The 24,533-nt window shown below is 72.4% G+C and carries 21 protein-coding genes; 10 read left to right on the top strand and 11 right to left on the bottom strand.

The annotated features are described in order from the left end of the window. Positions 1-101 precede the first annotated feature (101 nt). Positions 102-803: an IclR family transcriptional regulator gene (locus SD460_RS41275; protein ID WP_163046815.1), complete on the bottom strand. Its 702-nt coding sequence runs from the start codon at positions 801-803 to the stop codon at positions 102-104. Between the two features lie 143 nt (positions 804-946). On the opposite strand from SD460_RS41275, the gene leuC reads away from it, so the two are divergent. From leuC to SD460_RS41255, 4 genes are all read left to right on the top strand, one after another. Further along, a complete protein-coding gene (leuC, locus tag SD460_RS41270) occupies positions 947-2,380 on the top strand; it encodes a 3-isopropylmalate dehydratase large subunit (RefSeq protein ID WP_318307575.1) in 1,434 nt (477 codons plus the stop codon). A gap of 22 nt (positions 2,381-2,402) precedes the next feature. Continuing rightward, complete coding sequence (leuD, locus tag SD460_RS41265) at positions 2,403-3,005, top strand: 3-isopropylmalate dehydratase small subunit (RefSeq protein ID WP_318307574.1); 603 nt, start codon at positions 2,403-2,405, stop codon at positions 3,003-3,005. Between the two features lie 230 nt (positions 3,006-3,235). After that, positions 3,236-3,931 (top strand): HU family DNA-binding protein, encoded by a 696-nt coding sequence (locus SD460_RS41260; protein WP_290060404.1) that lies wholly within the window; start codon positions 3,236-3,238, stop codon positions 3,929-3,931. A gap of 728 nt (positions 3,932-4,659) precedes the next feature. Continuing rightward, a complete protein-coding gene (locus SD460_RS41255) occupies positions 4,660-7,470 on the top strand; it encodes an AfsR/SARP family transcriptional regulator (protein WP_318307573.1) in 2,811 nt (936 codons plus the stop codon). Positions 7,471-7,556: 86 nt separating this feature from the next. Here SD460_RS41255 and SD460_RS41250 read toward each other — a convergent pair whose 3' ends face one another. Genes SD460_RS41250 through cofC form a run of 3 tightly spaced genes read right to left on the bottom strand, consistent with a single transcriptional unit; the run spans position 7,557 to position 11,546 of the window. Beyond that, positions 7,557-8,510: an NUDIX hydrolase gene (locus tag SD460_RS41250; protein WP_290060407.1), complete on the bottom strand. Its 954-nt coding sequence runs from the start codon at positions 8,508-8,510 to the stop codon at positions 7,557-7,559. Beyond that, positions 8,507-10,870, bottom strand: coding sequence for an RNA degradosome polyphosphate kinase (locus SD460_RS41245; protein ID WP_318307572.1), 2,364 nt, complete (start codon positions 10,868-10,870; stop codon positions 8,507-8,509). Before SD460_RS41245 ends, SD460_RS41250 begins: the two co-directional genes overlap by 4 nt. A 55-nt stretch (positions 10,871-10,925) precedes the next feature. Then, positions 10,926-11,546, bottom strand: a complete 621-nt coding sequence (gene cofC / locus SD460_RS41240; protein ID WP_290060410.1) for a 2-phospho-L-lactate guanylyltransferase — start codon at positions 11,544-11,546, stop codon at positions 10,926-10,928. Between the two features lie 825 nt (positions 11,547-12,371). Here cofC and SD460_RS41235 point away from each other — a divergent pair. The 3 genes from SD460_RS41235 (at position 12,372) to SD460_RS41225 (ending at position 14,759) form a co-directional block, all read left to right on the top strand. Beyond that, the gene (locus SD460_RS41235) at positions 12,372-13,076 is read left to right on the top strand and encodes a lysophospholipid acyltransferase family protein (protein WP_290063034.1); all 705 of its coding nucleotides are present in this window, start codon (positions 12,372-12,374) and stop codon (positions 13,074-13,076) included. Then, the gene (locus SD460_RS41230; RefSeq protein ID WP_318307571.1) at positions 13,076-14,092 is read left to right on the top strand and encodes an NAD(P)H-dependent glycerol-3-phosphate dehydrogenase; all 1,017 of its coding nucleotides are present in this window, start codon (positions 13,076-13,078) and stop codon (positions 14,090-14,092) included. Before SD460_RS41235 ends, SD460_RS41230 begins: the two co-directional genes overlap by 1 nt. 187 nt (positions 14,093-14,279) lie before the next feature. Next, positions 14,280-14,759 carry a cysteine dioxygenase gene (locus SD460_RS41225; RefSeq protein ID WP_290063037.1) on the top strand — a complete coding sequence of 160 codons (480 nt, stop codon included), beginning with the start codon at positions 14,280-14,282 and terminating at the stop codon, positions 14,757-14,759. 100 nt (positions 14,760-14,859) lie between these two features. Here the strand turns inward: SD460_RS41225 and SD460_RS41220 are convergent, their stop codons facing one another. From SD460_RS41220 to SD460_RS41195, 6 genes are all read right to left on the bottom strand, one after another. Further along, entirely contained in the window at positions 14,860-15,834 is a 975-nt protein-coding gene (locus SD460_RS41220; RefSeq protein WP_318307570.1) for an asparaginase, read from the bottom strand. A gap of 14 nt (positions 15,835-15,848) precedes the next feature. After that, a complete protein-coding gene (locus SD460_RS41215; protein ID WP_290062198.1) occupies positions 15,849-16,673 on the bottom strand; it encodes a class I SAM-dependent methyltransferase in 825 nt (274 codons plus the stop codon). Then, positions 16,670-17,050: a VOC family protein gene (locus tag SD460_RS41210; RefSeq protein WP_290062197.1), complete on the bottom strand. Its 381-nt coding sequence runs from the start codon at positions 17,048-17,050 to the stop codon at positions 16,670-16,672. Before SD460_RS41210 ends, SD460_RS41215 begins: the two co-directional genes overlap by 4 nt. A gap of 64 nt (positions 17,051-17,114) precedes the next feature. Further along, entirely contained in the window at positions 17,115-17,855 is a 741-nt protein-coding gene (locus SD460_RS41205) for an FAD:protein FMN transferase (RefSeq protein ID WP_290062195.1), read from the bottom strand. Then, positions 17,852-18,295 (bottom strand): FMN-binding protein, encoded by a 444-nt coding sequence (locus tag SD460_RS41200; protein ID WP_290062193.1) that lies wholly within the window; start codon positions 18,293-18,295, stop codon positions 17,852-17,854. The genes SD460_RS41205 and SD460_RS41200 overlap by 4 nt, the downstream gene beginning before the upstream one ends. A 13-nt stretch (positions 18,296-18,308) precedes the next feature. Beyond that, complete coding sequence (locus tag SD460_RS41195; RefSeq protein ID WP_290062200.1) at positions 18,309-19,655, bottom strand: ferredoxin reductase family protein; 1,347 nt, start codon at positions 19,653-19,655, stop codon at positions 18,309-18,311. A gap of 147 nt (positions 19,656-19,802) precedes the next feature. On the opposite strand from SD460_RS41195, the gene SD460_RS41190 reads away from it, so the two are divergent. Further along, positions 19,803-20,513, top strand: a complete 711-nt coding sequence (locus tag SD460_RS41190; RefSeq protein ID WP_290062192.1) for a response regulator transcription factor — start codon at positions 19,803-19,805, stop codon at positions 20,511-20,513. Next, positions 20,510-21,937 (top strand): sensor histidine kinase, encoded by a 1,428-nt coding sequence (locus tag SD460_RS41185; protein WP_290062191.1) that lies wholly within the window; start codon positions 20,510-20,512, stop codon positions 21,935-21,937. The genes SD460_RS41190 and SD460_RS41185 overlap by 4 nt, the downstream gene beginning before the upstream one ends. A gap of 24 nt (positions 21,938-21,961) precedes the next feature. On the opposite strand, the gene SD460_RS41180 is transcribed toward SD460_RS41185, so the two are convergent. Continuing rightward, positions 21,962-22,606 carry a pyridoxamine 5'-phosphate oxidase family protein gene (locus SD460_RS41180; protein ID WP_290062190.1) on the bottom strand — a complete coding sequence of 215 codons (645 nt, stop codon included), beginning with the start codon at positions 22,604-22,606 and terminating at the stop codon, positions 21,962-21,964. Between the two features lie 80 nt (positions 22,607-22,686). Here SD460_RS41180 and pdxR point away from each other — a divergent pair, with 80 nt between their 5' ends. Then, positions 22,687-24,057: a MocR-like pyridoxine biosynthesis transcription factor PdxR gene (gene pdxR, locus SD460_RS41175; protein ID WP_318307569.1), complete on the top strand. Its 1,371-nt coding sequence runs from the start codon at positions 22,687-22,689 to the stop codon at positions 24,055-24,057. Positions 24,058-24,533: the final 476 nt, after the last annotated feature.

Genomic DNA, 24,533 nt, shown 5'->3' with positions numbered 1-24,533 from the left:
TCGTGGAGCTGACCTGAAGGAGACGTGACCGCCGTCACCGAATACGCGGTTTCCGTGAGGTTCCCCCGAACGGTGCACCGCGTGCTTCCCTCGACGCGGTCCTAGAGCCGTTCCTGCAGGGCGTCCGCCGCCGCGAGGAGGTCGGCCGCCCAGCGGGCGCCCGGCTTGCGGCCGATCCGCTCGATCGGGCCGGACACCGACACCGCCGCCACGACCGTCCCCGCCGAATCGCGCACCGGCGCCGAGATGCTCGCCACGCCGGGTTCGCGCTCGGCCACGCTCTGGGCCCACCCGCGCCGCCGCACCTCCAGGAGCGTGCGCTCGCCGAAGACCGCGTCGGCCAGGATCGTGCGCTGCGTGTGCGGGTCCGCCCAGGCCGCGAGCACCTTCGCGCCCGAGCCGGCCGTCATCGGCAGCCGCGACCCGATCGGGACGGTGTCGCGCAGGCCGCTCGGCGGTTCCGCGGTCGCGACGCACACGCGCTGGACGCCGTCGCGCCGGTAGAGCTGCACGCTTTCGCCGGTGACGTCCCGCAGCTTCGGCAGGACCACGCCGGCCGCGTCGAGCAGGGGATCCGTCGAGCCGCCCGCCAGTTCGGCCAGCGCCGTACCGGGGCGCCAGCGCCCGTCCGGACCGCGGCGCAGCAACCGGTGCACCTCGAGCCCGACCGCGAGCCGGTGCGCGGTGGCGCGCGGCAGACCGGTCCGCGTGCAGAGTTCCGCGAGGCCGCAGGGGTCGTCCGCGACCGCCTGCAGCACGGCCACTGCTTTGTCCAGTACTCCGATACCGCTATGCTGTCCCACGACCCGATACTAGCGTCCCGCACTTTGGGAAGTCCAGCATCTGGGAAAACCCTGAACTCGAGCTGCGCCCTCCTTCGCGGCTCGCATCCCGTTCCGCAGGTGCGCGCCCGAGTTCCGACGTCGAACCGTGGAAGGAGCCGGAGATGACCAGCCCGACCGGCAAGGCCCGCACACTGGCGGAGAAGGTGTGGGAAAGCCACCTCGTGCGCCGAGGGGAAGGCGCCGAACCGGACCTGCTCTACATCGACCTCCACCTGCTGCACGAAGTGACCAGCCCGCAGGCCTTCGACGGCCTCCGGCTGGCCGGGCGGCCGCTGCGCCGCCCCGACCTGACCATCGCGACCGAGGACCACAACGTCCCGACCGTCGACATCGAGCTCCCCATCGCCGATCCGGTCTCGCGCACCCAGGTCGACACCCTTCGGCGCAACTGCACGGAGTTCGGTGTCCGGCTGCACCCGATGGGTGACGCCGAGCAGGGCATCGTGCACGTCATCGGCCCGCAGCTCGGCCTGACCCAGCCCGGCATGACCGTGGTCTGCGGCGACAGCCACACCTCCACGCACGGCGCGTTCGGCGCCATCGCCTTCGGCATCGGCACGTCCGAGGTCGAGCACGTCATGGCCACCCAGACGCTGCCGCTCCGTCCATTCAAGACGATGGCGATCACGGTCGACGGCGAGCTGCGCCCCGGCGTCACGGCGAAGGACGTCATCCTCGCGGTGATCGCCAAGATCGGCACCGGCGGCGGCCAGGGCTACATCCTGGAGTACCGCGGCTCGGCCATCGAGGCGCTCTCGATGGAAGCCCGGATGACCGTCTGCAACATGTCGATCGAGGCCGGCGCCCGCGCCGGGATGATCGCCCCGGACGAGACGACGTTCGAGTACCTGAAGGGCCGCCCGCACGCGCCGCAGGGCGCCGACTGGGACGCGGCGGTCGAGAACTGGCGGCAGCTGCGCACCGACGACGGCGCCGAGTTCGACGCCGAGGTGCACCTGGACGCGGGCTCGCTGACGCCGTTCGTGACCTGGGGCACCAACCCCGGCCAGGGGCTCCCGCTGGGCGCCGAGGTGCCCGACCCCGAGCGGATCCCGGACGAGAACGACCGCATCGCCGCCGAGAAGGCCCTGTCCTACATGGACCTCAAGCCCGGCACGCCGTTGCGTGAGATCTCGGTCGACACCGTCTTCCTCGGCTCGTGCACCAACGGCCGGATCGAGGACCTGCGGGCCGCGGCCGAGGTGCTGCGCGGCCGGAAGGTGGCGGACTCGGTCCGGATGCTGGTGGTCCCCGGCTCGATGCGGGTCCGCAAGGCCGCCGAGGCCGAGGGCCTCGACCAGGTCTTCACCGAGGCGGGCGCCGAGTGGCGCCAGGCCGGCTGCTCCATGTGCCTCGGCATGAACCCGGACCAGCTGAAGCCGGGCGAGCGCAGCGCGTCGACGTCGAACCGCAACTTCGAGGGCAGGCAGGGCAAGGGCGGCCGGACGCACCTGGTGTCGCCGCTGGTGGCCGCCGCGACGGCCGTCCGGGGGACGCTTTCGTCGCCGGAAGACCTGCTGACCGCCGCCCGCTGACCCACCCCGAGGAGCTCCCACCATGGAACCGTTCACCCAGCACACCGGCGTCGGCGTCCCGCTGCGCCGGTCCAACGTGGACACCGACCAGATCATCCCGGCGGTCTACCTCAAGCGGGTCACCCGGACCGGCTTCGAGGACGGCCTGTTCGCCGCCTGGCGCGGCGACGAGGACTTCATCCTCAACCAGGAACCGTTCAGGAACGGAAGCGTGCTGGTCGCGGGGCCGGACTTCGGAACCGGTTCCTCCCGCGAGCACGCCGTCTGGGCCCTGATGGACTACGGCTTCCGGGTCGTCATCTCCGCCCGCTTCGCCGACATCTTCCGCGGCAACTCCGGCAAGGGCGGCCTGGTGGCCGCGCAGTGCGAGCAGCACGACGTCGAACTGCTCTGGAAGCTGCTCGAGAACGAGCCCGGCACGGAGGTCACGGTCGACCTCGAGACCAAGACCGTGCGGGCCAAGGACTTCACCGCGCCCTTCCAGATCGACGACTACGTCCGCTGGCGGCTGCTGGAGGGCCTCGACGACATCGCTCTCACGTTGCGCCATGCCGGTGAGATCGATGCCTTCGAAGCCGGCCGCCCGTCCTGGAAGCCGACCACGACACCGATCACCGCGGGCTAGCTTTCGCCGGGGGCGGGATCGCTTGTGCCACAAGCGATTCCCGCCCCTTGGTCGGTGTGTCGGAACGCCGCCGAACGGCCCTGGCGAAGGAGTCCTTCGCCAGGCGGAACCCGCCCCGGGACAAGGGAAAGGGTCCGCGTGCCGTTTGGAATTTGTGCTGCGTTGGTAATACCGTGTCGATAGTCGGCCGACCGGGCCGTGGACGAGTACTCCCTTCTTGGAGGACTGGAATGGCCAACAAGGCCCAGCTGATCGAGGCGCTGTCGGAGCGCCTGGGCGACAAGAAGGCCGCTTCCGAGGCGGTCGACGGTCTGGTCGACATCATCATCCGGACGGTCAACAAGGGCGAAAAGGTCAACATCACCGGCTTCGGCGTGTTCGAGAAGCGCGCCCGCGCGGCTCGGACGGCTCGTAACCCGCGTACCGGTGAGGCTGTGCGGGTCAAGAAGACGAATGTGCCCGCGTTTCGGGCGGGAACGACGTTCAAGGACGTCGTGTCCGGGGCGAAGAAGCTGGCCAAGGTGGCTCCGGTGAAGCGAGCGGCGGCGGGCACTCGCGCATCGACGACGACCCGGGCGACGACTTCGCGGGCGACGACCACCCGGGCGACGACTTCGCGGGCGGCGGCGGCCAAGCCGGCGACGGCGACGCGCACCCGGGCGGCTGCGGCGAAGCCGGCGACCACGCGCACGAGGGCGGCGGCTCCGAAGGCGGCCGCGGCGAAGACCACGACTACGCGGGCGAAGGCGGCTCCGAAGGCTGCCGCGGCGAAGCCGGCTGCGGCTGCCAAGCCTGCTGCCGCGAAGACCACGGCTGCGAAGACGACTGCGGCGAAGCCTGCTGCGTCGCGGACGACCACGGCCCGCAAGACGACCGCGGCCAAGGCACCGGCCAGGCGAACCTCGACCACGGCGAAGAAGAGCTGACCTCCGAAAACTGTCGGACCCCTGCGGTAACGTGAAATTAGGGGGTCCCCTTGGGGGGCGACCTCTGGTTAGGTGAGCGACTTTCCGGCAGGGCCCCGTGCGAAGTGCGCGGGGCCCTGCCGCATGTCCGGGGCTAGTGGCGGGTGTACTGAAGGGCGCTTTGCTCGCATCAGATGACACGAAGGGCCCCTTCAGGCCGGTCGTGCCGGCGGGCGGTGCGCAACGGGCCGGCTGGGAAAGAAGCGATTCCGGCCAAGCGGGGTCGGAAGCCTTCGGCGAGAAGCGAGGGCGGTCGATCCGGCCGGGCGAAGCGATTCCCGCCCGGCGAGGTGGCCGGCTCGAACTCGGAGAGCGAGCCCGGCCGAGATGGGGCAGTCGCGGCCCGGTGGGTCGGCCGGGGCCGGTGCCGCAGAAGTGTTCCGGGAGATGGGCTGGCGGGGCCGGTGCTGCGGAAGTGCTTCGGGCGAGGTGTGGTGGCGCAGGTCGGTGGGTCGGCCAGGGCCGGTGCGGCAGAAGCAATCCCCGCCCGAGAAGCCCCGACCGAAACCCCACCCAACCCCCTCCTCCCACGAAAGTCACTCACCGCCAACTGCCCCATCCTGAACGGAACCCGCGCACCACCCGCTCGGCCCAACCCCGCGCCCGGGACCGGTTCCGCCCAATTTCGCAAAGTTGCTTGAGCGCCCGGCCGAGTGATGTCACGCTGCCTTCCTCGGGGCCCGCGTGCGGTGCGGGCCCGGCGGCGCGCGACGGCTAACCTGGGGGCGACCACCATCGACATCCGGCTGCTCGGCCCGTTCCAGGTGCTCGTCGGCGGTTCACCGGTCGTGCTGACCAGTTCCCGCCAGCGTGCGCTGCTCGCGACCCTCGCTCTCGCCGCGGGCCGGCTGGTGTCGATCGATGCGCTTGCGCGCGGGGTTTGGGGCGAGACGCCGCCCGCGCACATCCGGGGCAGCCTGCAGACCTACGTCATGCGCCTTCGCCGGCTCTGCGGTGAAGACACCGTCGTCACCGAGCCGGACGGGTACCGGCTCGTCGTCGACCCGTCCCGGGTGGACGCGCTGCGCTTCCTCCGCGCCCTCGACCAAGCCGCCGCCACCACCGATCCCGCGCAGCGGCGGGCGCTGCTCACCGCCGCGCTCGCCACCTGGGGCGGGGCGCCGCTGGAGGGGGTCGGGTCGCCCGCGCTCGCCGCCGAATGGGGGCCGCTGCTCACCGAACGGCACCTCTTCGCCGTCGAGCAGCGCATCGACCTCGACACCGGGCTCGTCCCCGACGCGCGGCTCGTCGCCGAACTCACCGATCTCGTCGCCCAGCACCCGTTGCGGGAGTCGTTGTGGGAACGGCTGGTCCGCGCCCTCGCCCGGTCCGGGCGCCGCGCCGAAGCGCTCGCGCGCTACGCCGGGTTGCGTGCGTTGCTGGCCGACGAACTCGGTGTCGAACCGGGCGAAGACCTGCGGCGCCTGCACGCCGAACTGCTCGCCGCCGACGCCGGGCCCGCCGTGCACACCGTGCCGCGGCAGCTGCCCTTCGACGTCGCCGGGTTCACCGGCCGCGGCGCCGAAATAGCCGAGCTCGACCGGCTGCCGCCCGGGGGTGCCTCCGGCATCGTCGTCATCGAAGGCACCGCCGGCGTCGGGAAGACGTCGCTGGCCGTGCACTGGTCACACCGCGTCCGCGACCGCTTCCCCGGCGGGCAGCTGTTCCTCGACCTGCGCGGCCACTCCGCGGGCACCCCCGTCACCCCGGACGCCGCGCTGGCCGGCTTCCTGCGCGCCCTCGGCGTCGCGCCCGAGTCCGTGCCTTCCACAGTGGAGGAACGCTCGGCCCTGCTGCGCAGCCGGCTCGACGGCAGCCGCACGCTCATGCTGCTCGACAACGCCCGCGACGCCGACCAGGTCCGCCCATTGCTGCCCGGCTCCGGCAACCTCGTCGTCGTGACCAGCCGAAACCAGTTGCGGGGCCTGGTCGCGCGCGACGGCGCCCGCCGCATCGCGCTGCGGTCCTTCGACGACGGCGACGCCGCCGCGCTGCTCGCCGGCAGCGTCGGGCCGCGGCGCCTGGCCGCCGAACCCGGTGCCGTCGCCGAACTCCTCCAGCTCTGCGGCCGGCTGCCGCTCGCGCTGGCGCTGGCCGGAGAACGCGCTTCCCGCTTCCCCGGCGTTTCGCTCGCCGGGATCGTCGAAGAGCTGCGCGACCAGCGGCTGCGCCTGGACACCCTGCGCGACCCGCAGGACGCCGGCACCGACCTCCGCGCCGCGTTCTCCTGGTCCTACAAGGCGCTGCGCCCGGCCGCCGCGCGGTTCTTCCGGCTGCTCGGCCTGCACCCCGGGCACGGCTTCAGCCTGTCGCCGGCCGCCGCGCTCGCCGGCGTCGACCTGCGCGAAGCCCGCGAACTCGCCGACCAGCTCGCCGCCGCGCACCTGCTCAACCAGCCCGGCACCGACCGCTACCAGTTCCACGACCTCCTGCGCGTCTACGCCGCCGAGCTCGTCGAAACCGACACGACCGCGGACGACCGCGCGGCGGCGCTGCGCCGGCTCCTCGACTGGTACCTCGCCACGGTCGCGGAGGCGAACAAGCTCGTCCGCCCCGACCTGCTCACCGAGGACATCACCCTCGGGCCGCCGCCGGTGCCCGCCGTCCACTTCACCCAGCACGAGCAGACGATCGCCTGGTACGCCACGGAACGCGTGGCCCTCACCGCGCTGGTCGGTATCGCGGCCGACCGCGGCTGGACCGCCCACGCCTGGAAACTCGCGTGGCTGCTGCGCGGCTTCTTCGCCGAACGCCACGACCGCGACGACTGGATCACCACCGCGCGCGCGGCCGTCGCCGTGACCCGCGACGCGGGCGACAACACCGGCCTCCAGTACAGCGCCAACAACCTCGGCTCGGCCTACCTGCGCACGCTCCAGCCCGACCAGGCGCTGGAAGCCCTCGAGGAGGCCCGCGCCGCTTCGGAGTCCGGCGGCGGCACCGCGCTGGCCGTGGCGATCCTGTCCAACCTCGCCGGGGCCTACTACGTCCGCGCCGAATACGCGGAGGCCGAGCGCTACGCCCTCCAAGCCGTCCGCCTCGCGCGCGACCACGGGCAGCGCACCTTCGTCCCGCACGCGCTGCTGAACGTCAGCGCCAGCCGCATCGGTCTGCACGACTACGACCACGCGGCCGAAGCCGCCGAGGCCGCGCACCAGGCTTTCGCCGAGCTGGGCGACCGCTACCACGCGGCGCTGGCCCTCGGGAACGTCGCCGAAGCGCTCGCCGGAGCCGGACGGCACGACGAAGCCGAGAAGGCCGGGCTCGACGCGCTCGCCGAGCTGAAGGAGCTGAACGCCGACTACGGCACCATCGACGTCCAGATCACCTTGGGCCGGCTCAGACAGCGCACCGGGCGCGGCCGTGAGGCGGCCGGCCACTGGACCGAGGCGCTGACCGTCAGCCAGCGCCTCGGCGACCCCCGGGTCACGGAGATCCAAGCCCTGCTGGCCACGGTGCCGACAGAAGAGCCCTCGCCCGGGGATGCGCCGTACCCCTAGCCCGGCGCAGCCCAGCGGGACCCGGGACAAGTACACCAAGATCTACTGTCAGGACGCTGTCTCGTCTTGTCCGGTCGCGGGCCGGGTCAGGAGCGGGTGGGCGCCGGGGCCGGGAGCGCGCTCGGGTAGTAGTCCGCCGCCAGGAGGAGCGGGCCTTTTTCGGCCGTCGGCGGGCGGAACGACAGGACCCAGAACGAGCCCTTCTTGCTGGGCACGACCCCGCCGCGCGCGGCGGAAAGCTCCACGCCGTCGCGGTCGGCCAGCGCGCTCACCAGGTCCGGGATCACGCCGCCCTGGCTGGACACCACGGGCGTCCCGCCGTCGCCGGCCACGGCGAGCAGCCGCGCGACGCCGAGCACCGGGTCCGGCCAGTAGCCCTCTTCCGAGAACAGCGGTTCGTGCCGGACTTCGGTGCCGAGGTCGTCCGCGATCCCGTGCACCGTCTGGACGCACCGCAGCCGCGGCGCCGACAGCACCCGGCCGGGCCCGAACAGCGCCACCACGCGCCGTAACGCGGCCGCCTGCCGCTGGCCCGCCTCCGACAGCGGGCGCAGGTCGTCGTCGCCGGTCCACTCGTCGCGCTTGCCCGCCTTCGCGTGCCGCACCAGCACGAGCGTCGACAGGCCGACCGGCAGCTCGCAGAACACCCGCAGCACGCGCACGTCGGCCGGCCGCGTCAGCAGCTTCTCCGCCGCCGTCGGCTCCAGCCAGCGCAGCTCGTCGACCTCGTCGTTCGCCGCGAACCCGCCGGACACCGCTTGCGCCGCGAAGTAGTCGACCGTCTTCGGGACCGTCCCGGATCCGTTGCGCGAGGGCACCACGTAGGACGTCCGGCCCAGGTAGCGGCCCAGTACGGCGGCGAACCCGGTCTCCTCGCGCACTTCCCGGACGGCGGCCTCGGCGATCGTCTCGCCCGCGTCGAGCTTCCCCTTCGGCAGCGACCAGTCGCCGTACCGCGGGCGGTGGACCAGGGCGACCTCGGTCACCCCGCCGGCGACGCGCCACAGCACCGCGCCGGCCGCCCGTACTTCGTGGGTCATCCGGCGGCCCCGTGCAGCTTCGCCAGTTCCAGCTGGTGGTCGCGCACCCGCGAGCCGTCCGCCGGGAACGGCGACCACTCACCGCTGGCGGTCAGCACCCAGCAGCGCGTCGCCGGGTCGAGCGCCGAGTCGAAGATGTCGTCGAGCTGCCGGGTCAGCTTCGGGTCCTTCACCCGCACCAGCGCTTCGATCCGCCGGTCCAGGTTGCGGTGCATCATGTCCGCGCTGCCGATCCAGTGCGTGCCGCCCGCGCGGAAGTGGAAGACCCGCGAGTGCTCCAGGAACCGGCCCAGGATCGACCGGACGTGGATGTTTTCCGACAGCCCTTCGACGCCCGGCTTCAGCGTGCAGATCCCGCGCACCACGATCTCGACCGGCACCCCGGCCTGCGACGCGTGGTAGAGCGCGTCGATGACCTGCTCGTCGACCAGCGAGTTGCACTTGATGCGGATCCCGGCCTCCTGCCCGGCCCGCGCGAGTTCGATCTCCTCGCCGATCGCGCGGACGATGCCCCGGCGGATCCCGTGCGGCGACGTGAGGATCGTCCGGTAGGTGTCCTGGCGGGAGTAGCCGGTCAGCACGTTGAACAGGTCGGTGACGTCCGCGCCGATGCTCGGGTCGGCGGTGAACAGGCCGATGTCCTCGTAAAGCCGCGCGGTCTTCGGGTTGTAGTTGCCGGTGCCGATGTGGCAGTAGCGCCGGATCGTCGAGCCCTCCTGGCGCACGATCATCGACACCTTGCAGTGCGTCTTCAGCCCGACCAGGCCGTACACGACGTGCACGCCCGCGCGCTCCAGCGTCCGCGCCCAGGTGATGTTGGCCTGCTCGTCGAAGCGCGCCTTGATCTCGACCAGCGCGACGACCTGCTTGCCGGCCTCGGCGGCGTCGATCAGCGCGTCGACGATCGGGGAGTCGCCCGACGTCCGGTACAGCGTCTGCTTGATCGCGAGGACCTTCGAGTCGGCCGCCGCCTGCTCGATGAAGCGCTGCACGCTCGTCGAGAACGAGTCGTACGGGTGGTGCACCAGCACGTCACCTTCGCGCAGCGTCGCGAACACGCTCTTCGGCGTCTCGCGCTCGCCGAACGCCGGGTGCGTCGCCGGCACGAACGGCCGGTCCTTGAGCTCCTTGCGGTCCACACCGGACAGCTGGTGCAGGCAGGTCAGGTCCAGCAGGCCGGGCACCTCGACGACGTCCGCCGGGTCGACGTCCAGCTCGCGCAGCAGCAGCTCGAGCATGTGCTCGCTCATGTCCTGCGCGACCTCGAGGCGGACCGGCGGGCCGAACCGGCGCTGCGCCAGCTCGCGCTCGAGGGCCTGCAGGAGGTCCTCGTCGCGGTCTTCGTCGACCTCGAAGTCGGCGTTGCGGGTGACGCGGAAGACGTGGTGCTCGGTGACGTCCATGCCGGTGAACAGCTCGCCGAGGTGCGCGGCGATGAGCTCTTCGAGCGGCAGGAAGGTCGCGGTGCGGGAGGCGCGGTCGGTCTCGACGCGCATCAGCCGCGGCACGTTGCTCGGCACCTTCACCCTGGCGAACCGCTCGGTGCCGCCCTCCGGGTCGCGCACCGTCACCGCGAGGTTGAGCGAGAGGCCGGAGATGTAGGGGAACGGGTGCGCGGGGTCGACGGCCAGCGGCGTCAGGACCGGGAAGATCTGCTCGGAGAAGTAGCTGGACAGCCGCAGCTGGTCGGAGCCGGACAGGTCGGCCCAGCCGACGATGTGGATGTCGTGCTCGGCCAGCTGCGGGCGCAGGTGCTTCTCGAAGGCGCCGGTCTGGCGCTCGACGAGGTCCTGGTTGCGCTTGGCGATGTAGCCCAGCTGCTCGCGCGGGGTGAGCCCGTCCGCGCTGCGCACCAGCAGGCCGGTCTCGTCGCGGCGCTTCAGGCCGGCGACGCGGACCATGTAGAACTCGTCCAGATTGGACGCGAAGATGGCGAGGAACTTCGTCCGCTCCAGCAGCGGCTGCGACTCGTCCTCGGCCAGCGCGAGCACGCGCGCGTTGAAGTCCTGCCACGACAGCTCGCGGTTGAAGTACCGGTCGTCGGGCAGCGTCTCGACGGCGGCCGGCGCGGTGGTGACCGCGGGCGGCGCCGACGGCACAGCGCGGAACTCCTCGGCGTTGCGCCCGTTGCCCTGCGAAGCACTGCGGCGGCGGGTGGTCGCCGGGGTCGCCTTGCGGACCCGCGGCTTCCCGGCGGTGGCCCGTGCGGCGGTGTCGCGTGCGGTGGCCTTGGACGGGACCTTCTTCGCCGTCCCCGCGGCCCGGGTGGTCTTCTTCGCCGACTCCGAAGATCCGCTTGCCGGGTTCCGTCGCCTCCGCGGTGCGGGCGTGCCGCCGTCGTCTGTGCTCACGGACCCCATTCTTCACCAAGCCACGCGGAATTGCGCAGGGCGCGGTGAAGGTCAGGTGAACAGCTCAGCGCGGTACCGCACAGGCTTCCGCCGTGTGTTTTCCGACACCCAGAGCGCGCACGTACGCGAGATCGTCCGCGGTGTCGACGTCACTGCGGAGGGTGGCGAGCGGCGCCCGCAAGGGGACGGCCCCGGAACCGCGGTGCGCGTCCGCCGAGCCCAGCCCGAAGCGCGGGTCGAGCGGGGCGCCCGGAGCGGACAGCAGCAGGGTGGTGCCGGTGCCTTGCCGGTCGGCGACGAACGCCCGCCGGTTGGCCGCTTCGGTGATCGCCGCGGTCAGATCGCCGGCGCGCAGGGCCGGGAGATCGGCTTGGAGGGCGCCCACGACGGCCGCGGGGTCGTCTTGCCGGAGCTGGGCTTCGCCGTGGCGGAAAGCTTCGTTGAGACCTCCCAGTGGGGGTTCGGGGATGATTTCGACGCCGAGCTCGGCCAGCTCGGCGACGGCGGCCGGATCGGCCGCGACCAGCAGCACCCGCCGCACCCGCCCAGCCGAGACGACGGCGGCGAGCGTGTCGGCGGCCAGCGCCAGTACCAGTGCCGGGTGGTGGTCCGGTTCGACCGCGCCACGCAGCCGCGACTTGCCGTCGCGGGGGTGTTTCATCGGCACGACCAGGTCAACGTCCACGTGTCCATCTTTACCCGAAAGGCGCGGCGGGTGCCGGGGTGCGGGGTGGGTTGTCCACAGGTGACGGGAGTTGTGGACAACCTGGGGGTGGTGGGGTCTCGCGGGGGAGGTTTTGTCGGGGGGCCGGGATAGGTTCGGGTTGGGGTGATGCCCGGGGTGGTGGCCCCCTTGGGAGGGCGCTCTGTGTCTGGGGCGGGCTGTGTCTGGGGCGGGCTGTGTCTGGGGCGGGCTGTGTCTGGGGCGGGCTGTGTCTGGGGCGGGCTGTGTCTGGGGCGGGCTGTGTCTGGGGCGGGGCGGCAGGGCGCCGGCGATCTCGGCGACCTCGGGGCGGCGGGAAGGTCGCGAATGGCTCATTCGCGGCCTTGGTGGTCCCGAATGAGTCATTCGCGACCTCTGCGGGCGCCGCCGGTGCCGGTGGGACGAGCGCCGGCGTGAGGGGGAGGGGTGCTGGGCGGGGGGAGCCTGATCGCGGGAGCCGGCCGCCTTGCGGGAGTTCGGTCGCGGGAGCCGGCCGTCTTGCGGAGCGTGATCGCGGAAGCCGGCGCCTGGGGGAGGGCGGGCGATTTCGGGTCGGGGCGGTCGACCTCGGTCGCGAATGACTCATTCGCGGCCTCGGTGGTCCCGAATGAGTCATTCGCGACCTCTGCGGGGGCCGCCGGCGCCGGCAGGACGAGCCCCGGCAAGAAGCAGACGGGGCACCGCGCCAAGGCGGCCCGGACCAGGTCCCCCACCCCCGGCCGGCCGCCTCAACGCACCCTCCCTGGACTGCTCCGACCCCGGCGCGGCAGGATCAGCACCGGACGTGAGACGTGGAGGAGGAAGATCGTGGCCCGGCGTGAAAAGGGTGGCTTCTGGGTGGGGCTCGCCGCCGTACTGTTCTACCCGGTCACCGGGATCGCGCGGCGGGTCTACGTCGGGGACGAGAAGGTGCCGCGGGAGGGGCCCGCGCTGCTCGTGCTGAACCACATCTCGCACCTCGACCCGGTCGTCGACGCCGTTTTCGTGCACCGGGCGAAGCGGGTGCCGCGGTTCCTCGGCAAGGAGAGCCTGACCCGCACGCCGATCTTCGGGAAGATCTTCGTCGGCTCCGGGCAGATCCCCGTCTCGCGCGGGTCGGCCGCCGCGGGGGACAGTCTCAAGGCCGCGCACGAGGCGCTGCAGGCGGGCAAGATCGTCGTCATCTACCCCGAGGGCACCATCACCAAGGACCCGGCCGGCTGGCCGAAGGAGTCCTTCACCGGCGCCGCGCGGCTCGCGATCCAGAACGACGTGCCCGTGATCCCCATCGCCCGCTGGGGCACCAGTGAGCTCTTCAACGGCTACACCAAGAAGTTCAAGCCGTTCCCCCGCAAGACCATCACTCACCGCGTCGGCGACCCGCTCGACCTGTCGGCCTACCGCGAAGGCAGCGTCCGCAGCGCGTCGAAGCTGCGTGAGGTCACCAAGGTCATGATGGACGACGTGACCCGCCTGCTCGCCGAGATCCGCCACGAGGAACCGCCGTCGGAGAAGCCGGGGGACCCCGTCTGATGCGCGCCGACGTGCAGCGGGTCACCGTGCTCGGGGCCGGGTCGTGGGGCACCGCCTTCGCCAAGGTCCTCGGGGACGCCGGGCGGGACGTCACGATGTGGGCGCGCCGCGAAGAGGTCGCCGAGGACATCCGCGAGCGGCACGCCAACAGCGCGTACCTGCCCGGGGTCGGCCTGCCGGACACCGTCACCGCGACCAGCGACCCGGCGAAGGCGCTCGAAGGCGCCGAAGCCGTCGTGCTCGCCGTGCCCAGCCAGAGCTTGCGCGCCAACCTGACGTCGTGGCGCGGTTTGCTGCCGCCGGACGCGATCCTCGTCAGCCTCGCGAAGGGTGTCGAGCTCGGCACGCTCAAGCGGATGAGCGAGGTGATCGGGGAGATCGTCGGGATCGACGCCGGTGACGTCGTCGTGGTCACCGGGCCGAACCTGGCCAAGGAGATCGCCGCCGGGCAGCCGTCCGCGTCCGTGCTGGCCTGCGCGGACCACGAGCGCGCGGTCGCGATCCAGCGCGCCTGCGCCAACTCCTACTTCCGGCCCTACACCAACACCGACGTCGTCGGCTGCGAACTCGGCGGCGCCTGCAAGAACGTCATCGCGCTGAGCACCGGCATGGCCGCCGGGCTGGGCCTCGGCACCAACACGATGGCGACGCTCATCACGCGCGGCCTCGCCGAAATGGCGCGGCTCGGCGCGAAGCTGGGCGCCGACCCGCTGACGTTCGCCGGGCTCGCCGGCGTCGGCGACCTGGTCGCGACCTGCTCGTCGCCGCTTTCGCGCAACCGGACGTTCGGCGAGCGCCTCGGCCGCGGCGAGACCCTCGAAGAGGCGCAGGCGGCCGCCGGCGGGCAGGTCGCCGAGGGCGTCATGTCGTGCTCGTCGATCCGGGCGCTCGCGCAGAGCCTCGGTGTCGACATGCCGATCACCGACGCGATGCACCGCGTCTGCCACGAGGGCGTCGACCCGCGGCGGGCGGGCGCCGAGCTGCTCGGGCGCTCGCAGAAGCACGAGTGGTCCTGATCTCCTAGCAGGTGGGACGTCTTGACCGGGCTCGGCCCGGCTGGAACTCTAGGGCCCATGTTCGCGCGTGGAATGACCGAGCTGCGGGGCCTCACGGGTCGCCGCGCCGTCGTGCGCGCGTGTCGCTGTTGTCGGTGAACCCCAGCCCCGGCCCAGCTCGACACCCTTTTCTTCCGTGAGGACCCCCATGTTCGCCGTTCCGGACAACACCCTGCTGCGTCCCGAAAACCCCGCGCTGCGCCACCCGGTGCGCGTCGCGCTCGAGGTCGCCACCGATCGCGACCGCTGGAAGCACCTCCTGCGCTACGACCCCGAGCAGCGCTTCGCCGCGCTCGTCGAGAAGGACGAGCGGCAGGAGGTGTGGCTGATGAGCTGGCTGCCCGGCCAGCGCACCGACCTGCACGACCACGCGTTCGCCAGCGGCGCGTTCACCGTGGTCAGCGGGCACCTGACGGAGGCGGTGGCGCGCCGGGCCCCGGGCGGGCGCGCGGTCACCGAGCTGCACGCTCTCGCGGTGGGGCAGTCGCGCGTGTTCGGCCCGGGCTACGTGCACGAGGTGCGCAACGACGGCCCGGACCCGGCGGTGTCGGTCCACGTCTACCGCGACGCGGGCCGCGCGATGCGCCCGTACCACCTCGACCCCCTCGGCGGCCCGGTCCTGGACTGACCCAAGCGCCCCAATGTGGCATTGGGTGCGTCAGACGCACCGAACGCCACATTGGGTGCGCTGGACGCACCGAACGCCACATTGGGGCGCTTGACCCGCGTCAGTCCAGGTCGCCGCGCAGGCGGAACTCGCGCTCGATCCCTTCCCGGTCGGCGCCGGACGCCAGCAGCGCGTGCAGCAGGATCCGGGACTTGCGCGCGTCCAGCCAGCCCGCCATCGTCGCGCCCATCGCGATCAGGCTCGACTCCGAACCGTGGAAGCCGTACGTCGAACGCAGCGTCGGGCCCGCGCCGGTCCGCGAAGCGACCACCACCGGCAGCGAACCCACCAGCCGCGACACCACGTCGGCGGTGCCCGAAGACACGTGGCCCACGCCCGTCGCCGCCAGCACGATCCCGCGGACGCCGGGTTGCGTGGCCACGTGGGCCAGCACCGCGCCCGAGTCGTCGAGACCCGCTTCGACCACCGGGACCAGCCCGCCGAAGTCCTCGCCGGTGAGCACGGACGGCCGCGGCGGCGACGGGTGGAACCAGTGCACCGCGTGCTCCACGACCATGCCCAGCGGCCCCGCGGGCGCCGACGTGAACGCGTCCAGGTGGTTCGAATGCCCCTTCCGCACCCACCGCGCCGCGTGGACGTCGTCGTTCAGCGTCACCAGCGCGCCCCGGCCGCGGCTGCGGGGAGCGGCCGCCACCGTCAGGGCACCCCGCAGGTTCGCCGGGCCGTCCGGGCTGAGCAGGCCCGCGTGGCGCATCGCGCCGGTGACGACCACCGGGATCTCCGACGGCCAGCACAGGTCGAGGAAGTACGCGGTCTCCTCGAGGGTGTCGGTGCCCTGCACGACGACGAACCCGTCGGCCTCTTGCCGCAGGCCCCAGTCGCGGCACCGCAGCAGCGTCGCGAAGTCCAGCGACGCGCTGCCGATCCCCGCGAGGCTTTCCGCGAGGACGTCCATCGGCAGGTCGCCGAGCGCGCCGATCAGCTCGGCCGCGCCGAGCCGGGGCACGGCGCCGGTTCCGGGGACCGGCGCCATCGAGATGGTCCCGCCGAGGGTGGCGACCGCGATCAAGGGCATGCGGCCCACCCTATTCAGCCGTTCTTGACCGCCTGGAGCGTGTAGCTCGCCGCGACCCGCGACGGCGTGTCCTTCATCCGCCATTCGTCGGCGGCTTCGTCGTGCGTCATCTGGCCGGGGATCGCGTTCCACGGCACGCTGTCGTGCTCGGTGAACGCCGTCAGCGTGAGCCCGTTGTCCAGCAGCGCGGTGATGATCTCGCCGAGCGAGTGGTTCCACGAGTGGGTCACGCTGTTGGTCAGCGGCCGGTCGGTGGCGACGTAGGTCTCGGGCTCGTCGAACACCAGCGGCTCGGCGTGCTCGAAGTACGGGTACCGCGGCGCCGCCGGGTCGGTCGTCTCATCGAGCGACCACAGCATCGGATGGCCTTCGCGGATGAACAGCCGCCCGCCCGGGCGCAGCAGGCCCGCGACCACCGCCGCCCAGCGCGCGGCCGAAGGCAGCCAGCACAGCGCCCCGATCCCGGTGTAGACGAGGTCGAACGCGCCGGCGCCCAGCACTTCGACGGCGTCGTGGACGTCGGCCTCGTGGAAGTCGATCGACGCGCCCGCCGCCGCGGCGAGCTTCCGTGCTTCCGCCAGTGCCGCGCCCGAGAAGTCCAGGCCCGTCATCGAAGCGCCCAGCCGCGAAAGCGACACCGTGTCGGTGCCGATGTGGCACTGGAGGTGCACCGCGCGCAGCCCGGTGAGGTCGCCCAGGCGTGGCCGGTCGAACCGCACGACGCCGCTCAGGTAACCGGGATCCGCGGCGAAGTCCGCGAAGTTGTAGTCCGGCGAAGCCGCGTGCAGCGCCGCGCGTTCGTCCCAGTTGGCCTTGTTGACGGCGAACGAGTCCGTCACGACGTCGCCGCGCGTTCGGCCGCGCTGCGCAGCACGCAGAACTCGTTGCCTTCGGGGTCCGCCAGCACCGCCCAGCCGGTGCCGTCGGGCTTGCGGAGGTCGTTCACCAGCGTCGCGCCCAGGCCGAGGATGCGCTCGACCTCGTCGTCGCGGGCGATGTCCGGCTGCAGGCAGACGTGGAGCCGGTTCTTCACCGTCTTCGGCTCGGGCACCCGCAGGAACAGCAGGTCGATGCCGCCCTCGAGCTCGATGCCGCATTCGTCGTCCCCGGGCTGGTCCTCCTCGGGGACCGGCTTCCCGGTGACTTCGCTCCAGAACTGGCACAGCTGGTACGGGTCGGCGCAGTCGACGGACACGTGCAGGACGGACGAAGGCATGGCACTCCTCGGCAGACGGGTGCCGCCGAGTCTGGCTCAGCCGAAGCGCCGGGGCGAGCCGATTTCAGGAAGCCAGCGCCAGCCCCGCCGTCCGGTGCACGCGGCGGCTGTCGTCGACGATGAGGATCTCGCAGTCCGGCCGGTCGGCCGCCCACGTGATGCCCTCCTCGCCCATCGCGAACGCCGCCGTGGCGAGCGCGTCCGCCGTGACCAGGTCCCCGGCCACGACCGTGACGCTCATCAGTCCCGTCGCGGGGGTGCCGGAGCGGCCGTCGAGGATGTGCGAGCCGCGCTCGTACGCCGCCGACGTCGCGATCGCGCCGTTGCGCGACTCCAGCACCGCGCACACCGCCAGCGGCTGCTCGGGGTGGCGGACGCCGACCCGCCACGGGCGGCCGGGCTCCGGCTCGCCCGCGGTGACGACGTCGCCGCCCGCGTTGAGGCAGAACGTCGTCGCGCCCTCGGCCTTCAGCATGTCGGCGGCGCGCTGCACCGCCCAGCCCTTCACCACCGCGCACGGGTCGAGGCCGCGCCCGGGCAGCCGCGCCCGGAATGCGCCGCCGGAGAGCTGCTCGTAGTACGCGCAGAGCTCCAGCACCTCCAGGAGGTCGTCGCTCAGGCCGGCGGCCGCGAGTTCGCCGCGGTCGTACCGGCTGACCTCGCTGTCCTCCCTGAACGGGCTGAACCGCGCGTCGACGTCGTGGAACCAGGCGAAGACGTCGTCGACGACCTCGGTGAAGTCGTCATCGTCTCGCAGGTCGAGGGAGATCGGCAGGCCCATGATCTGCTCGACGCGGGTGCTCATCGGTTCCCCCGCGCGTCGATCGCGGCCTGCAGCGACGTCTTGTACGACTCGCTGGTCTCGGTCGCGCCGGTGATCGTGTCGATGTCCGCGCTCTGCGCCTGCATCGCTTCTTCCTGCAGCCGCGGCAACGCGGTGAGCGCGCGGCCTTCGTTCGGCGCCTGCAGCAGGGTGATCGCGGTGAGCCGCGAACCGGTGAAGGTCACCTGGACCTGCACGACGCCGTACTTGCTGGACTCCGCCGAACCCTGCGTGGTCACCGTCGCGTCCGGACTGTCCGAAGTGGAGGGTGCGGTCGACGGCGCCGCCGGGGTGGCCGTCGCGCCGGCGCTGGGCGGCGCCTGCGCGACGGCGGCGGTGTTGTGCACCGGCCCCGGCTCGAACCGCCAGACCGCGATGAACCCGGCGATCGAGAGCGCGACGACGAAAATGGTCTTCTTCACGGTGGAACTCCCCCTAGGCCGCGAGGCTGAAGCGTTCGGCGTGGACCTGGGTCTTCGGCACCTTCAGCTCGCGCAGGCTGCGCAGCACGGCCGACGTCATCCCCGGCGGGCCGCAGACGAACACGTCCCGGTCGTGCACGTCCGGCACCATCATGTGCAGGTTCGCCGGTCCGAGCATCGCCCCGCGCGGGCCGACCGCCTGGTCCGGTCCGGTGAGGACGCTGATGTCGGCGCCGCGGGCCTTGGCCAGCCCGTTCAGCTCCGGCAGGAGCACCGCGTCGGCCTGCGAGCGCACCCGGTACAGCACGACGACGTGCCCGTCGATGTCCTCCAGCAGCGCGCGGATCGGCGTGATGCCGACCCCGCCCGCCACGAGCAGCGCGTTCGGCCGTCGCTGGTGGATGGTCGTGAAGGCGCCGTACGGGCCTTCGGCGAACACGCGCGTCCCGACCCGCAGGTTCCGCAGCGACGCGCTGGCGTCGCCGAGCGCCTTCGCGGTCAGCCGCAGCGTGCGGCCGTCGGGCGCGGCGGACAGCGAGAACGGGTTGGCCTGCCACCAGCGGTCCTTCGTGAGGAACCGCCACAGGAAGAACTGGCCCGCCCGCGCCGGCATCTTGTCGAGGTGCTTGCCGGTCATGTACACGGAAACGACGTCCGGGGCCTCGGAAACGACCGCGGTGACGCGCAGCTGGTGACGCACGTTGCGCCACAGCGGGAGCACGACGCGGCCGGCGAGCACGGCCGCACCGGCGCCCAGCCACATCGTCCACCAGTACGCCTTCGCCGTCGGCGCGCTCGCGAACGACGTCCCGAGCGCGATCTGGTGGGTGAACGCCAGCACGATGGCGGCGTAGGTGTAGAGGTGGATGAAGTGCCACGTCTCGTAGGCCAGCCGCTTGCGCGCGAACTTCGCCGAAGCGGCGCCCACGATCAGGATCACCGCGAACGCGACCAGCGCGCGCAGGATGCCTTCGAGGGTGTTCGCCATCTCGACCAGCTCGTCGACGACGCCCTTGCTCGTCACCTCCGCGTAGCCGAAGGCGATGAACACCAGGTGCGCGAGCAGGGTCCACAGGATCGTGAAGCCGGTCCAGCGGTGCCAGGTGGTGAGCCGGTCCATCCCGATCCGCCGGTCCAGCCACGGCAGCCGGGCCACGAGCAGCAGCTGGAACGCCATGGCGAGCGCGCCGTACATGCCGGCCAGCCGCCCGATGCTGATCAGCACGTTCTGCGACAGGCCGGCCTGCGCGAACAGCGCGGTGACGGCCGCCACGTTGGCGCCCAGGAAGGTGAAGAGGCCGGATTTCGCGGCGATCCGGGGGCGGATCGCCGGGCGCGCGGCCTCGGCGGTCTGCGTCATGGTGGTCACACGGATCCCCTTCGGTTTCGGTTCACGAAGGCCAGACTCGCCACGCAGCCTGTGGCGAGTCTGGGTGCGGGCTGTCGGATTCCTGTCGGCCCGCGCCACGGCTCGCCCGCTTCGCGCGCGCCGGGAGAAGATGGGGGAGTGCAGAGCTCCGAGACCGTGCGCCTGCTCGTCGTCGACGACGAGCCGCACATCGCCGACCTCGTCGCCACCGTCGCCCGGTACGAGGGCTGGCAGGCGGTCACGGCCGGCTCCGGCAAGGCCGCGCTGACCGAGGCGGCCGCGTTCGACCCGGACATCGTCGTGCTCGACCTGATGCTGCCCGACCTCGACGGCTTCACCGTGCTGGACCGCCTGCGCGAGCACGGCAACGCGGTGCCCGTGGTGTTCCTCACGGCCAAGGACGCGACGTCCGACCGGATCGCCGGGCTCACCCGCGGGGGTGACGACTACCTGGTGAAACCGTTTTCCGTCGAGGAGCTGATGGCGCGGCTGCGCGCGGTGCTGCGCCGTAGCCACGGCGGAGTCCAGGCCGCGGCGCGCGGCGCCGTGCTGCGGGTCGGGGACCTCACGCTGGACGAGGACACCCGCGAGGTCCGCCGCGGCGAGCGCGCGGCCGAGCTGACCCCGACCGAGTACGAACTGCTGCGCTACCTCATGCGCCGGTCGCCGTCGGTGCTCACCAAGGCGCAGATCCTCGACCACGTCTGGGAATACGACTTCGGCGGCCGGTCCAATGTGGTCGAACTGGTCATCTCGCACCTGCGGCGCAAGGTCGACGCGGGCGGCGGCGAACCGCTGATCCACACCGTGCGCGGCGTCGGGTACGTCGTGCGCCAGGCCAACCGGTGAAGCGCTTCCTCGCGAAGTGGTACGGGGCCTGGCAGCGCACCCGGCTGGGCACCCGGATCACGCTCGGGCTCGGCGCGCTCGCGCTGGCCGTGTTCGCGGTCGTCGGCGTCACGATGGTCGGGATCATGCACGGCTACCTCGACCGGCGGCTCGACGACCAGCTGACCAAGAGCCAGAACACCCAGCTGCCGCAGCTGCGCGAGACGCACGGTTCGCCGCAGTCGGTGTACTCCTGGTATTCCGCGCTGTACAAGGTGCGCGACGGTGTCGCGACGCCCGAGCCGGGCGGCAAGCTCCCGGGCGACGCCAAGCAGCTGGCGAAGATCGCCGCCGACGCGGTGCACGGCGACGTCACGCGCAACATCTACCTGCACGACGACGGGCCGTACCGGGTCCGCGCCTGTCCGGTCGACAACGGCTCGGTGCTGCTCTCGGCCGCGCCCCAGAAGGATCTCGACGGGACGGTCCAGCAGCTGATCTGGGTCGAGGTCGCCGCCTTTTCGCTCGCCCTCGGCGTCCTGGTCGTCGTGGGGCGGCTGGTCCTGCGCCGCGGCCTGCGCCCGCTGGCCGACATGGCGGGCACCGCGCACGACATCGCGTCCCACGACCTCACCGCGAACCCCGACCTGCCTGTGCGGGCCTCCGGCAGCGGCGGCGGCGCCGAAGTCGACGAGCTGCGGACGGCGTTCAACGTGATGCTCGCGCACATCGACACGTCGCTGGCGGCGAAGACCGAGGCGAACGAGCGCCTGCGCCGGTTCGTCGCGGACGCGTCCCACGAGCTGCGCACGCCGCTGACGTCCATCCGCGGTTACGCCGACCTCTTCCGCTACGCGGCGGCGAACGAGCCGGCGGAACGGGAGGCCCACCTGGCGAAGATCCGCGAGGAGACCGCGCGGATGACGGTGCTCATCGACGACCTCCTGCTGCTGGCCCGCCTCGACGCGCGAGCCGCCGAGACGCCGTTGCGGCCCGAGCGCGTCGACCTGGCCGAGCTGGCGGGCGACGCGGCGGATGCGTTCGCCGCCGGGCGGCCCGGACACCCGCTGACGTCGTCGCTGGCGCCGGCGTTCGTGGCCGCGGATCCGGTGCGGCTGCGGCAGGTGCTCGACAACCTGCTGGCCAACGCCGCCGTGCACACCCCGCCGGGTACCGCGGTGCACCTGTCGGTGGCGGTTTCGGATGGTGCCGCCGTCGCCGAGGTCACCGACGCCGGGCCCGGGATCGCTTTCGCGGATCAGGAGCGGATCTTCGACCGGTTCTTCCGCGTCGACGACTCCCGCACCCGCGGCAACGGCGGCACCGGGCTGGGGCTGTCGGTGGTCCAGTCCCTGGTGACGGCCCACGGCGGCACGGTCTCGGTGGCGTCATCCCCGGGCCGGACCACGTTCACCGTGCGGCTCCCGCTGGCGGGTCGTGAGTGAAAAAGAGGGTTAGAACCCTCTTTTTCACTCACGACCGGTGACGTGCGGCGGGGTGGTCCAGCGGGGGGAGAGGTCTTCGGACGGCTCGGGCGCGCCGAAGACGGTCCGGACCGGCAGCACCCCGGCCCAGGCGGCGTCCGCCTCGACGTCCTCGGGCTCGTCGCCGGGTCCCTCGGCGCGCATCTTCACCGACGCTTCGCCGAGGTCGAGGGCCAGGACGCTCACCGCGGCGAACTCCTTCGCGTTCACCTCGCGCGCGTGCTCCCAGGAGCCCGGGGCGAGGTGGTCGGTGAGCACCTTGAGGCCGTGCAGCTTCGCGTCGGCGTCCACGACCGGTTTCGCCGGCCCGAGGATGACCGCGCTGCGGTAGTTCATCGAGTGGTTGTTCACCGAGCGCGAGTAGACGATCCCGTCGAGGAGCGTCACCGTGACGCACACCTCGAGGTCCTGTGCCGCCGTGCGGAGGCTCGCCGCGCCGGTGGAACCGTGCAGGTAGAGCGTGTCGCCGTCACGGCCGTAGCCGGTCGGGAGGACCAGCGGGACGCCGTCGCGGACGACGCCGAGGTGGCAGATCAGCCCTTCATCGAGGACCGCGTACAACGCCGAACGGTCGGTCACCGCGCGGTGCTTCTTGCGGCCGAGCGTGGTGCGGGGCGTGGTGGACAGCATGCGATCAGCGTCTCCCGGCGCAGTGGCATCGGGAAACGTCCACTTCTCGTACACTTGGGAAGTCCACTCGAGGAGGTCCCGTGTCCCACACCGACACCGCGCTCCCGGTCAGCCTCGACCGCGCGGCCGTGACGCCACTGGCGGTCCAGCTCGCCGACGCGCTGCGCGAAGCGGCCGCGAGCGGGCACCTGCGCGGCGGCGACCGGCTCCCGTCGACGCGGGCGCTGGCCGGCCGCCTCGGCGTCAGCCGCACGGTGACGTCGGCGGCCTACGAGCAGCTGCACGCCGAGGGCTGGATCGCCGGGCGGCACGGCTCCGGCACGTACGTGACGACGCCGCCGTCGTTCTCGGCGTCGGAGGTCCCGGCGCCCGCGGTACCGGCGCCCGAGGCCGCGGCGCCGTCGCTGCTCGACCTGGGGCCGGGCACGCCGTGGGCGGACGGCCTGGACCGCGCGGCCTGGCGCCGCGCCTGGCGGGCGGCGGCCGACCCGGACCCGCTGGTCCGCGCCCACCGCGCGGGCCTGCCGGAGTACCGCGCGGCGGTGTCGGAGCACCTGCTGCGCCACCGCGGCCTGGCGGCGGGTTCGGTACTGGCGACCGGCGGCACCACGGCGGCGGTGGTCGAACTGGCCGCGGCGGTGCTGGAACGCGGCGACGTCGTGGCCGTCGAGGAGCCTGGCTACCAGCGCGCGGTGCAGGCGTTCCGGCGCGCGGGCATGCGGGTCGCCGGTGTGCCGGTGGACCTGGAGGGGCTGCGGCCGGACGCGATCCCGGCGGGCGCGCGGGCGGTGTACTGCTCGCCGGCGCACCAGTACCCGATGGGCAGCCGCCTGAGCGCCGCGCGGCGGGTGTCGCTGGTGGAACGCGCGCGGGCTGATTCGATGCTGGTCATCGAGGACGACTACGACGGCGAGCTGCGTTTCGACGTGGCGCCCCTGCCGATGCTGGCCGCGCTGGCCCCGGACGTGGTGGCGCACCTGGGGACGACGTCGAAGATCCTCACGCCGACGCTGGGCGCGGGGTGGATGGTGGCCCCGGAGGCGATCACGTCGGCGGTGCTGGCTTATCGGGATTCGACGGGGACGCGCCCGTCGCCGGCGGGACAGCGGGTGCTGTACGAGTTCGCGCGGAACGGGGATCTGGGCAGGCATTTGCGCAAGTTGCGACGCGAGATGGCGGAGCGGCGGACGTTGCTGGCGGGCGCGCTGGCTTCGGCGGGGATCCCGGTGCGGGGGGACGACGCGGGGGCGCACCTGGTGGTGCCGTTTTCGTCGGCTTCGGTGGAGGCGTCGGTGATCGCTTCGGCCGAGCGGCGGGGGATCCGGTTGGACGGGCTGGCGCGGCACTTCGCGGGGGAGCCGTCGGCGCACGGGGTGGCGATCGGGTATGCGGGTTGTTCGCGGGAGGCTCTGGTGGCGGCTTTGCCGGTGCTGGTGTCTTTGCTGCATTGAGCGGGGGTCAGAGCTCCGGTCCCGGCTCGCTTCACCGGTGGCAGGCGGGGTGGGCAGTTCGAGCGAGGTCGCGAATGAGTCATTGGCGGCTTTGGAGGTCCCGAATGAGTCATTCGCGACACCGCCTTCGGCAAGCTGCTCGGTGCGTGGGAGGTGGCGTCCGGGGATCGGTGGCCCGAGCGTCGTGAACGGGTCGTCTCATGACATCGCGGTGGGTCCGGCCGATCGCGCACACGCGAGTTTGCCGGTCCCGGCAAAGTCGGATCGGGATCGGCGGGCCGGCTCGAGCGACCCCGGGATGTCTTGAATGAGTCATTCAGGACATCCGGCGACTTGAATGACTCATTCAGGACTTCGGGCGAGCCCGCCGATGCGACGATCCGCCGCGTCGACTCCGACTTTGCCGGGACCCCTGGCGTCGGGAGTCTTGAACGAGTCATTCAGGACGTTGGCCGCGGTGCCGGTCGGACTTGTTG

The sequence above is a fragment of the Amycolatopsis solani genome, assembly GCF_033441515.1.
GTDB lineage: Bacteria > Actinomycetota > Actinomycetes > Mycobacteriales > Pseudonocardiaceae > Amycolatopsis > Amycolatopsis solani.
The sequence above is the reverse complement of the archived record's forward strand: the minus strand, read 5'-3'. Positions and strand labels throughout refer to the sequence as shown.